A 12608-nucleotide genomic window follows, 5' to 3' on the forward strand; every position below is an offset into this window, starting at 1 on the left:
TCGTTTTTATTTAGACTTAACTATAGGTTGATTTTTCGATTATAAAAAAACCCGCAGCACTCATGTTACGGGGTTTTTATTACTTAGCAATATCTATCGACTACCAGTTGCTAACTACTCATAAAATTGCAAATTAGTAAGTGGCGCTATCATCTTCAATGATGACCATATCGATGGTTTCATCTTTCGGCACTGATTTTGGCGTCGCTGGCGTTACTGGTTTTTTGGTCTCAGTAGTAGCCGCTGCTTGATTGTTTTCTGTCGAGCTGTTTTGGTTGCTGGTCGGTTTATTGATGGTTGGCGGCGTCGCAGGTTCAGTAGGACGAATTGGCTCAACTGGCGTGATGGTTCTAGGCTGCTGACGAGCGGGTGCTGCTTGAGTATTATTGTTTCTGCTTTGGGCTGCTGCACGGCGCTCAGCACGCTCCTCATCCATCGCAGATTTCAACACAGAGCCTGCCATCACATCTGAAACCACAGTAATCAACGCTGGCTGTCCAGCAATACGCGTGCGCACTTGCCCGCCTTGAGTACCGACAACGTAAGTAAAGGCGTCATCAACGAGCATGTTGTTATTGATACGGATATTGTCTTGCGCCAAACGAGATTGCAGGCTTGGCTGATTGTTAGCCGCTTGCACTTGACTGGCTTGATACAAGTCTTCACTTGGCAATGTCATGCTGACACTTGCTTGGCACGTTGTCATACCATTGTCATTGGCTTTTTGTAGTATGGCAGCGTTTTGTACATCGATAACCACGCCATTGATTTTTTCAGTGACAACGCCGCTTTCTAGACTAATCTCGGCATCATTGGCATAATTAGCAGCCAACGCTTGTGCCTGTTGGTTGAGTGTATTTTTTAAAGCAGATTTGAGACGGTCTTGTACCATCGGGTCATCACAATTGATAGCAGGAGCGACGGCACTTTCGGTCGCTACTGGCTCTTGTTCCGTCATCTCTGCCGTATCGGCAGTATCTTCTTTCTCTGAGCGATCACAGCCTGCAAGCGCCAAACCACATACTATTCCGATTCCAGCCACTTTATGCCACTTGCTCAAACTTATATTTGCTACGCTCATATTTACTTCACTCCCAATTTACTGGTTCTTACCGCCACTGATAGACAGTATTTAACACTCAAACTGCATGGCAGACTTATAAAACAATGGTGTCATTAACGGTCTGTGATAGATTTGAAAACCACATCATTATACGGTGTTTGGTTGAAATGGTCATTAGTGTAGCCCATGGATATACAAATAGCGCCCCTCATTATGGGTAAAACCTGCGTTTGGTTGCAAAAACATAACAAATACTAGAGAAACATCAGACGCAAAGTATATTGGTTCACGCCATAAATTCTATTAGACGTTGATGTCATGACAATATATGATGAGTCGTAAAATCAGTCAGTAGTCATGTGATATGGTAAATTTCAAAAACACGCGTTTATTAGGTCATCGTGGCGCTCGCGGAGAGAGTTTAGAGAATACCTTTTCAGGTTTTAAGTATTCTCAAAATCTAACCTCACAAGGCTTGGCAGGGGTTGAATTTGATATTCAACTGAATGCCGATGGTCACTTGATTGTGTTCCATGACGATGATTTGGAGCGTATGTGCGGTCAACAGTCGCGTATTGATCAGCTCGGGCTCACAGAGATTCAGTGCCGCTTACAATTCGGGCAGCCAATCATGACTTTAGCCAATATAGCGCCTGTACTGAGAGGATTTAGGGTGATTGAGCTTGAGATTAAAACACACAATCGAACCAATTATGCAGTATTGATCAATGCACTGGCGCAAGAGCTTATCGATACACCGCTTGCCAGCTTACCAGTGGTGCTGACCAGCTTTGATGTGGAGCTGCATAATCGGTTGCAACGCCACAAACTATTATCTCGCATACCGCGAGGATTATTGATTCGCACGCCAACTGCCTTGGCAAAAGCGACAAACACCGCTTTGCAGCTTGGTTGTATTCAGTTAGGTATTCATTATCCGCTTTTGACCCAAGACGTTATCAAACACAGTCACCGTTATGGGTTGCCTGTAAGCGCTTGGACGGTCAATGATGTCCATACGATTGAACAGCTTATAAGCTGGAATACCGACGTGATTATTACTGACTTTCCACGTCATTTATTATTACCTTGAACTGTCTATCTATATTTTTTCACTTTTAGATAAATCTCTTTTTTCACCCTTACAGTCCCTACATATCTATAGCGTTACTTACACTTCCCCTTAATGCCTGACAAGTTATCGGCATTTTTGACTCATACAGTCTATAATTCATACAAGTTATTGTTATTTAGCAATATTTTTATAGTGTATAAGTGTTCACTTTATATGATTTTTCAGGTACTATGGGGACTTAAATTAATACCGTTAGGGATATTATATGATTGCAAAAAAAGCACTTGGCTTACCGCTTAAAGGCTTACGTTTCGCTATCAAATCTGGCGATACCTTTGTAAAGAACGCCAGCACTCAAGTCACGCGTTTCAAGACTCGTTTTGATGAAAAGAAAGCGCAAATGGCTCTTGACGAGCAGCCTACGGCAAAACGCAACTACGCTAACGCTTCTGAGCAAACGGATGTTCTGACAAAAGAGCAAAGCATTGATATGCGTGAGTTTGAATTTACAAAAGCGCCAATCAACTGGATTCCAGCGACTTTTTTGGTAACGACGCCGATTGCTGCTGCTATCATTACACCATGGTATTTGTTTACTCATGATGTAAGCGCTCCTGTCTGGGGTGTATTTGGTGCCTTTATGGTATGGACTGGCATTAGTATCACCGCTGGTTATCATCGCCTGTTGGCACACCGTGCTTACAAAGCGCATCCAATCGTCAAAAACTTTTTATTGCTAGGAGCTACCCTAGCGGTACAAGGGTCTGCATTTGACTGGGTTTCAGGTCACCGTGTTCATCATCGTCATGTCGATGATGTAATGGACGATCCGTACTCAGCAAAACGTGGGTTCTGGTTCAGCCATATCGGCTGGATGCTACGTAACTATCCTAGCGGCAACTTTGACTACAAAAACATTCCTGACTTGACCAAAGACAAAGTCCTACAGATACAGCATAAATATTATGGCCTATGGGTACTAGCCACCAACGTTGGTTTGGTCGCGGCTGTTGGTTGGTTGTTGGGTGATGTTTGGGGCACGCTTGTGTTGGCAGGTTTGCTGCGCTTGGTATTGACGCATCACTTTACTTTCTTCATTAACTCATTGTGTCATATGTTTGGTAGCCGTCCTTATACCGATACCAATACTGCTCGTGATAACTTCATTTTAGCGATATTTACATGGGGTGAGGGTTATCACAACTACCATCACTTCTTCCAGTACGACTATCGTAATGGCGTAAAATGGTGGCAGTATGATCCAACCAAATGGTTGATTGCTGGCTTATCAAAACTTGGGTTGACCTCTGATCTGCGCACGGTCGATGATACGACCATCAAGCATGCCGAAGTTCAAATGCAATTTAAAGCAGCTCAGCAGAAAATCGATACCGCGACTGGTGGCGGTATTGACTTAACTCATGCGATGAAGAGCTTCCAAGATCGCATTAAGTTTGAATATGATGCCTTTACGCAGACAGTTGAAGAGTGGCAAGCGCTAAAAGCAAAAACAATTGAACTTAAAAAGACAGAGTTCGCTGATCGCTTGCACGAGGCTGATGATAAATTGAAGCATGATTATGCTAAGATTGAGCAAAAAATTCTTGAGCATAACAATAACTTGAAAAATGCTTTTCGCTCTATTAGTATCAGCAAAAAAGCCGCCTAACTGGTTTTTATAAGCTATCGTAATTGTCAGGTTTCTCCTTCCCTCTATCTGCCCTAGATAGGGGGATTTTTTTGTTTATAATTTATAATTTATGGTTTATGTCACTACCTCTACTTTTAATAATCTTATCCTCGTAGTAAATGATGAAATATATAGGCTCAATCGTTGCAACCTCCAACCTAGAGACAGTAACCAACTATAGTCAATCAATACTAAAAGTGGTACAAGGCAGACGAGTGCAAGTACTACAGTAGTAGGCTAAACGAGTCTAACGCTGTAACACTTTAATAGTGGTTCGACTATAATCCACTAAACTCAGCTCACCCAAAGTAGCTAGTTTTATTTTTTGGCTGGATATTACAAGAGATGGACAGAGTGCAACGATGCCATATGAGTGCTATGTTATAGTGACATTCTCACTTTTATATTTTAATGGAAACGGCCTGTATGCGTTATCAAAATACTTATGTCAATCTCGACACGCGCCTTTATCATGAGCAGCCGCCCACGCCACTGGACACTCCACGTGCTGGACACTTCAATACCCAAGTCGCACAGCAATTAGGTTGGGCAGACAATGAAGATCTGATGACCAATTGGGTTGAGATATTGGGTGGCCAATATGTGCCATCTGACTTTAAACCATTGGCAATGGCATATGCAGGTCATCAGTTCGGACAATGGGCTGGGCAACTGGGTGACGGACGCGGTTTGCTGATGGCGCAAGTGCTCGATAGCAACGGACAATTACAAGACTTGCACCTCAAAGGGGCTGGCCTGACGCCCTACTCACGCATGGGTGACGGACGTGCGGTCTTACGTAGTACGATTCGAGAGTACTTATGCGGTCACGCATTGACGCAGCTTGGTATCTCCTCTTCTAATGCTTTGGGGTTTGTTGTCTCTGATACGAGAGTGCGCCGTGAGCGTATCGAAGCGGGTGCGGCATTGATGCGTGTCGCTGATAGCCATATTCGCCTTGGTCATGTTGAATGGATTGCCAGCTTTGCACCTGACTTACTCGGTGAGTTTACCGACTATATGATTGATACTTATTATCCAGAGTGCCGCGATAGCGATGCGCCCATAGCAGCTTTTTTGACTTCAGTCGTTGAGCGCACTGCTCGGATGATTGCTGATTGGCAACTGATTGGCTTTGCTCACGGTGTGATGAACACAGATAACTTATCTATCACAGGCAGTACTTTGGACTTTGGGCCGTTTGGCTTTATGGAGCGCTTCAATCCTGCATGGATTAATAATCACTCAGACCATACGGGTCGCTACGCCTACCAAAACCAGCCTGCTATCGGTCATTGGAATCTGAACGTTTGGCTGCCGCATTTTATGCGCCTGCAAGGTATTAGCCGTGAGACGCTCTCTGAGTGCTTGGCACCTTACGAAGCAACCTTTATGCAGCATTATCAGCAAGGTCTATGCCGCAAGCTTGGACTACCACACCAAAGCGACAGCCTGAGCTTGGCTTTTGAATGGTTAACGTTGTTAGAAGACAACTTGCTCGATTATACCAATAGTTTCCGTGCGCTCCTCGGTTTGGTCGCGCCGAACGATCACCCATATGAGCAAAAATTACTGACTACCATGACTACTGAATTAAGCAGTGATGCACAGCAAGTGTGGCAAGATTGGTCTATACGTTATCTGGCACAGGTTGAGCAATCATCAACTGAGCAAGCAATCAATGATATGCAGACCAATAACCCTGTGTACGTTTTGCGTAATAGTATGGCGCAGCGTGCCATTACTGCCGCAGAGCAAGGTCAGTTTGAAGAAGTCGATCGTGTCTATCGCCTGCTAGCTAATCCTTATCACGTCCAAGATATCGCGACTGATCTCGATACGAGTACACCGGCGCCAAACGTACCGCAAATGCCTATTAGCTGCTCATCTTAATATGGATGTATACTGTAATATTTTGAAGTATTATCAAATTAAGGTTGATATTGGTCGGTGTTTTTTGGCATTATCAACCAGATAAATAACGAATATCATTTTATTATATTATTCGCACGCTTCCATACGGTCGACTAGGCAGCGAATTGCCAATAATGGTAGAATGACTATTTTTGCTAGATTGCTTTTCTGACCTGATTTTTGATCAACGACCATGATTCCGATGGTCGTTAGTCATTTAACGTTCAAAACCCTTTGCTGATGATTATAATCATTCAATTATTTCTGAGGGTTAGACGTTTTTTATCACCATTTAATTTATTCCAATTTATTCCAACCATGGCAATTATTATGAATGACGATACCACTTCGAATACGGATAACCTCAGTACAGAAAAAGAGCAGTTTGAACAAGCTGCCTTACATTACCATGAATTTCCACGCCCAGGTAAAATCTCAGTAACTCCAACTAAGCAGCTGGCTAACCAACGCGATCTGGCACTCGCCTACTCTCCAGGTGTGGCTGTACCGTGTCTTGAGATTCAAAAAGACCCAAAGCTCGCTTCTAAATATACGGCACGTAACAACTTAGTTGGTGTCATCACTAACGGTACTGCCGTACTAGGTCTGGGTAATATCGGTCCATTGGCATCAAAACCAGTGATGGAAGGTAAAGGCGTTCTATTCAAAAAGTTCGCAGGTATCGACGTTTTTGATATTGAAATTGATCAAGATGATCCAGATAAGTTCATCGAAGCTGTTGCTTCTCTTGAGCCTACCTTTGGTGGTATCAACTTAGAAGATATCAAAGCACCAGAATGTTTCAAAATTGAGCGCGTATTACGTGAGCGTATGAACATTCCTGTGTTCCATGATGATCAACATGGCACCTCAATCATTGTTGCCGCAGCGATGCTAAACGCTTTGTTGATTACTGGCAAAAAAATCGAAGAAATTAAAGTTGTCTGTTCAGGCGCGGGCGCAGCCGCCATCTCTTGTCTAGACATCATTTGCGCGCTTGGTGTTAATAAAAACAACATTATTGTTTCAGATTCACGTGGCATTATCAGCACTAGTCGTGAAAACCTTGATGAAACCAAACAACGTTATGCTCGTGAGACAACCGCTACCTCTATCGAAGAAGTGATGGACGATGTGGATATGTTCCTAGGCCTATCAATGCCCGGTACACTATCAGAAGATATGGTTCGCCGTATGGCAAAAGATCCTATTGTCTTTGCACTTGCCAACCCAACACCTGAAATCATGCCAGAATTGGCACATGCGGTACGTCCAGACGTCATCATGGCAACTGGTCGCTCAGATTATCCAAACCAAGTAAACAACGCACTATGCTTCCCATACATCTTCCGCGGTGCATTGGACGTTGGTGCGACAACCGTCAACGAAGAGATGAAAGTCGCTTGCGTAAAAGCCATCGCTGCCATGGCACACGTCGAAGCAACCCCTACGACCAACGTCAGAAACATCGAGACGATGAAAAGCTTCGGTCGTGATTACCTAATCCCTGGCCCACTAGAGCCAAACCTAATCATCGAGATTGCCTCTGCGGTTGCCAAAGCGGCAATGGACTCAGGCGTAGCGACACTGCCAATCGAAGACATGAAGGCATATCGTCAGCGTCTGTCTGAGTTTGTCTACAACTCTGCGTTTGTTATGAAGCCTATCTTTGCACGCGCTAAGTCTGCGCCAAAGCGTATCGTATACTGTGAAGGCGAAGACAATAATATCTTATTGGCCGTACAAGTGGTCGTCGATGAAGGCTTGGCTCAGCCAATCTTGGTTGGTCGTCCAGCAGTCATCAACGATCACATCAATAAGTTGGGCTTACGTCTAAAAGATGGCGAAAACATCACGATCGTCAACCAAGATGATGATCCTCGCTACAAAGACTACTGGCAGGGCTACTACGAGAAAAACAAGCGCCGCGGCGTGAGTATCGAGCTTGCTCGTCGTGATGTTCGCCGTAAAACCACGTTGATTGGTTCTTTATTGGTTGACAACGGTGATGCTGACGGTATGGTTTGTGGTACCTTTAGTGACTACCAGATGCACCTAAAGTATGTCGAAAGCGTCATTGGCAAAAAAGAAGGCATCAATGATTTTTATTCGATGAATGCCGTATTGATGCAAGATCGCAACATCTTTATCGCTGATACGTACGTGCATGAAGATCCAACCGCTGAACAGTTGGCTGAAATGACCGTTCTGGCTGCCGATCAAATCCGCCGTTTTGGTATCACGCCACGTGTTGCATTAGTCTCTCATTCAAACTTTGGCGCTTCAAATCTTGCCAGCGCGGTCAAAATGCGCAAGGTTCATGAGCTACTAACTGACATGAATGTCGACTTTGATTTTGAAGGCGAGATGCAAGGAGATGCCGCACTGAATGAACATATCCGCCTAAACGATATGCCATCAAGCCCACTAAAAGGCGCTGCGAACTTGCTGATCTTGCCAACGCTTGACGCCTCAAATATTGCCTTTAATTTACTTAAAACGGCAACCAGCAGTGCGTCTATTGGACCTATCTTGTTAGGTACGAATAAGCCAGTGCATATCTTGACGCCATCAGCGACTGCTCGCGGTATCGTTAATATGACTGCGCTTACGGTCACGGAAGCTCAAGACCTAGAAAACGAAAAATAGTCATTCACCATACACAGTATGAATGCACTATAGTCGGTTCAATATAACTTGGATACAAGGAAGCCGAGTGACAGTACTACAAATAGTAGACTGAGCGAGGCTGACACCGTAGCCAATTTATAGAGGATTGACTATATTAAGAAGGGCTCTGTCATCCATTGACAGAGCCCTTCTGCTATACTAAAACCGGTCAATGCACTTCACGCATGGGCGGTTTTTTGATTTATTGCGATTGGGCCGCTGATATCGGTTCAATAAGAAGAGGCTTTTATGCAAATTTATCTTGTGGGTGGTGCGGTTCGAGATCAACTATTACAACAACCTGTCAAAGATAAAGACTTCGTCGTCGTTGGTGCAACTGTCTCAGAGATGCTTGATGCAGGGTTTCAACAAGTAGGTGCGGACTTTCCTGTGTTTTTGCACCCCACCACTCATGAAGAATATGCCCTTGCGCGCACGGAGCGCAAGCAAGGCTCAGGATATAAAGGCTTTAGCGTACATGCCAGCCCTGATGTGAGCTTAGAGGACGATTTACAACGTCGTGATTTGACTATCAATGCAATGGCTATCGAGGTTGTGAGTCTCACCGATGATACCCCTGTCAGTGGCGATGTCATTGACTATTACGGAGGATTACAAGATTTAGAGAACAAAACGCTACGTCATGTATCTGACGCTTTTAGCGAAGACCCATTACGAGTGCTGAGGACGGCTCGATTTTACGGGCGTTATTATGATTTGGGTTTTACCATTGCGGAAGACACCTTGACCCTAATGCGTCAACTGGTCAACTCAGGAGAGCTTGCTCATTTGAGTGCGGAGCGTATCTGGCAAGAGTCGAGCCGTGCAACGATGCAACTATCACCGCAAGTATACTGGCAGCAATTGTTTGAGATTGGTGCGCTTACAGAGTACTTTGCCCCATTGCATGATGCTTGGGAGGACACTCATATACGAGAGACGGTTCAGACAGCATTATATTTTGCAGGCCAAATGCGCCTAAACTTGCCACAGCGTTGGGCACTGTTAATGGTCAGCCTGACCCCGTCACTATTTAATAATGAACATACGCATGACCAATCAAAAGCGCTAAGAGATATCAATGATATCGGTAATAAAGCTAAAGTCCCCAAAGCGCATACGCAGTTTGCTATCCTATTCGCTCAGCAAGCCGAAACGCTGAGCATGATAAACAGTCTGAGCGCTGCCAAAAAGATTGACCTTATACAAGCTTGTGGTGCTCATAAAGAGCCAGATAAGCTGTCACAGCTCCTTGTCTGCAGTCACGTCTTACAGCTGGCAACACAGCACCGTCAGATGATGCTAGCACTAAATAGCTTTCATGCAATCGGCATGACAGATATTGCACCAGATCTTAAAGGGCCAGCTATCGGGGCAGCCTTACGTCAAAGCAGAATTGAACACTTACAAGCGCATGACACCTATTAAAAAACATTTTAAAAAACATTGTCAATATTGTCACTATGAACCAAGAACCTAACACTCTGCTATCAAAGAATACTGACATCCAACCTCCGGTGATGCTGGTAACCGGTAGCGCTAAGCGCATCGGTGCGGCAATTATCAGAGCAGCGCACACTCAAGGCTACCGTGTCATTATTCATTGTCATCGTAGCGAAAAAGAAGCTAATAGCTTAGCTGACCAACTTAATAAAAGCCGTGCTAATAGCGCAGTGGTTATTGTTGCGGATTTGGCAGTAGTCAATCATGGAGCAGCGTTAGAGGATTTTGTTAAAAATATCATAGAAGCCTTTGGACAGCTAGATGTACTGGTACATAATGCGTCACGGTTCTACCCAAGCCCAATTGGCTACATCAATCATGAGCAATGGAATGAGCTTTTCTTAACCAATGCCAAGGCACCCCTATTTTTGAGTCAAGCACTACTGCCCTATCTCAAACGTCAGCAAGGCTGTATTGTGAGCTTATTGGATATTCACGCGCATGATAGACCGTTTAACAATTATACGGTCTATAACATGGCAAAGGCTGCGCATCGAATGATGGTTCAGTCGCTAGCGTTAGAGCTGGCACCAGACATACGCGTCAATGGTGTTGCACCTGGCGTCAATATCTTACCCGAACCCAATGGCGACCAAGCCATGGATGAAGTACAACAAACCCATATTATCGATTCAATCCCTATGCAAAGAATCGGCAAACCTGAGGAGATTGCTCATAGTGTACTGTACTTGGTACAGGCGCATTATGTCACAGGTGAAATTATCACAATCGATGGGGGGCGTAGCCTGACTTTGGCTGGTAGTGGCTTTTAATCCGCTTTTAAACCGATTAAAAATTTATTGGTTACTTGCTATCTTTTACTTGAAAAATTCAAAAAATCAGGTATCATTGTGCGTCTAACGTTAGGGCCCATAGCTCAGTTGGTTAGAGCAGAGGACTCATAATCCTTTGGTCGTAGGTTCAAGTCCTACTGGGCCCACCATATTCAAACCCTTACAGTCATTGACTTGTAAGGGTTTTTTATTGTCTAAAATTTATGCGAACGCATGGACTTAGTTGGTTTTTTGATACTATCTTGATACTTTGACCCTTATAGTAATTAAAGTATGATATTACTAACACTATGGTTATATACTGCTGCATGGGTGATATATGAAGGTTAAACTTACCAAAAAATTTATAGATTCAGTAGACTATACCGCTAAAGGTACTGAAATCTATATGGACGATGTGTTAACTGGTTTTGCGCTACGCGTGGGCAAACAATCCAAACGTTATACATTACATAAGCGTATTAACGGAAAGCTATATAGAGATGAAGTGGAAGAAACGCACTTGATTACGCTAACCGAAGCACGTGAAAAAGCCAGCATAATGATGGCTAATATAAAAAAAGGTCTGCATGTTTATGACGGGCTTCATGAGGTCTTGGAAGAGCCGAAAGATAAGACCAATAATGTACCAACACTGAGAGATGCATATACCTACTTTAAATCAGCAAAGACTAGCTTAGCTAAAGGCACTATTGACACTTATGATGGTCAAATACTAAACAAGCTAGATGATTGGCTAGATATATCTTTAAATGATATATCTAAGTCAATGATAAGTGATAAGCATAAAGAGATAAGCAAGCATAGTAAAGCTCAGGCTAACGCAACTATGAGAGCTCTAAGGTCAGTTTGGAATTATTGTCGTGATAGCTTTTTAGATGATAACGAAGACTTTTTAATTAAAGAGCAACCAGTACGCATACTTAACGCCAAGAAAGATTGGAATATAATTAAGCCGCGTACTAAACATGTTGAAGAAGAATATTTAGGTATGTATCTCAAAACACTTTTAAATTATGTTGATAGAAGCTCACACCTGCAAGCGCCCCATAGCAATAATGCACGAGATATCATGCTACTTTTTATGTTCACTGGTGTGCGTTTAAATGAAGCGCAGCCCTTAAAGTGGTCTGACGTCGACCTTATAGCTGGCAGGATAGTATTCAAAGCTACAAAAAATGGTTCTAATTATCATATGCCTACTAGTGATATCTTACAAGCTCTGCTTGAAGAAAGATTCAGATTAAGCGCTGGCAAGCAATGGGTATTCCCGAGCAACTTGAAAGCTAGCGATGACCATATAAAAGATTTAAGCCGTAGTTATAAGGCCATAAGTAATCAAACAAACTTGTATATTACACCACATGATTTGCGCCGCACTTTTGGAACGGTAGCTAATAACTCAAGCATCAGCTATCCAGTCCTTAAACGCTTGCTCAATCACCGTGAAGCTAAATCAACCGATGATGTTACCCTACAATATATCCAAGTGTCACAGCGGCAACTAAGAGACGCTTCAAATTCAATAGAGTCTTTCTATTGTCGGCTTGCTGGCATGACACAAGATGAAATCATCAGTAAATATTACTAACCTACTAACATTTCAAGAAGAGTACTCTAAAAATATCGTCAACTAATTTAGTAAGAACGAGCCGTGATGGCGACCAGTTACACTACCTATATTCATTTGTAATAGCTCTATGATTGTTTGCAAGAGTTTAACCAACGCAATTAGCGCTTCTCTGTGATGGGTTTTACTACTACTCTATTTTATAAGCAGTATACTTCTTAGTATGATAAATTGGACTGTCATAGCTGTGAGAGCAGTCATTGTTTGATCGTGCTTTACGTTCAGTTTCGGGTACGCTGTGTTTGACTAAATATAATGATAAATATTTA

Annotated in this window: 8 protein-coding genes and 1 tRNA gene; 8 read left to right on the forward strand and 1 reads right to left on the reverse strand. The window is 43.3% G+C overall.

Translation table 11 applies throughout. The annotated features are described in order from the left end of the window. Nucleotides 1–133 precede the first annotated feature (133 nt). Entirely contained in the window at nt 134–1081 is a 948-nt protein-coding gene (locus AOT82_RS02850) for a hypothetical protein (protein ID WP_071001733.1), read from the reverse strand. 346 nt (nt 1082–1427) lie between these two features. Between AOT82_RS02850 and AOT82_RS02855 the strand changes: the two genes are divergently transcribed. The 8 genes from AOT82_RS02855 (at nt 1428) to AOT82_RS02890 (ending at nt 12300) form a co-directional block, all read left to right on the forward strand. After that, on the forward strand, nt 1428–2156 hold the full coding sequence (locus AOT82_RS02855; RefSeq protein ID WP_071001734.1) for a glycerophosphodiester phosphodiesterase: 729 nt from the start codon (nt 1428–1430) through the stop codon (nt 2154–2156). A 472-nt stretch (nt 2157–2628) separates the two neighbouring features. Further along, nucleotides 2629–3807 (forward strand): acyl-CoA desaturase, encoded by a 1179-nt coding sequence (locus AOT82_RS02860; protein ID WP_197496770.1) that lies wholly within the window; start codon nt 2629–2631, stop codon nt 3805–3807. Nucleotides 3808–4254: 447 nt separating this feature from the next. After that, nucleotides 4255–5721 carry a protein adenylyltransferase SelO gene (locus AOT82_RS02865; RefSeq protein ID WP_071001736.1) on the forward strand — a complete coding sequence of 489 codons (1467 nt, stop codon included), beginning with the start codon at nt 4255–4257 and terminating at the stop codon, nt 5719–5721. Nucleotides 5722–6072: 351 nt separating this feature from the next. Then, a complete protein-coding gene (locus AOT82_RS02870; protein ID WP_071001737.1) occupies nt 6073–8391 on the forward strand; it encodes an NADP-dependent malic enzyme in 2319 nt (772 codons plus the stop codon). Between the two features lie 270 nt (nt 8392–8661). Next, nucleotides 8662–9840, forward strand: coding sequence for a tRNA nucleotidyltransferase (locus AOT82_RS02875; protein WP_071001738.1), 1179 nt, complete (start codon nt 8662–8664; stop codon nt 9838–9840). Nucleotides 9841–9875: 35 nt separating this feature from the next. Further along, the gene (locus AOT82_RS02880) at nt 9876–10688 is read left to right on the forward strand and encodes a pteridine reductase (protein ID WP_083328827.1); all 813 of its coding nucleotides are present in this window, start codon (nt 9876–9878) and stop codon (nt 10686–10688) included. A gap of 93 nt (nt 10689–10781) precedes the next feature. After that, nucleotides 10782–10858: transfer RNA gene (locus tag AOT82_RS02885), tRNA-Ile, on the forward strand. 170 nt (nt 10859–11028) lie between these two features. Next, nucleotides 11029–12300, forward strand: a complete 1272-nt coding sequence (locus tag AOT82_RS02890) for an integrase family protein (protein ID WP_071001740.1) — start codon at nt 11029–11031, stop codon at nt 12298–12300. Nucleotides 12301–12608: the final 308 nt, after the last annotated feature.

Source organism: Psychrobacter sp. AntiMn-1, from assembly GCF_001854065.1.
Classification (GTDB): Bacteria; Pseudomonadota; Gammaproteobacteria; order Pseudomonadales; family Moraxellaceae; genus Psychrobacter; species Psychrobacter pacificensis.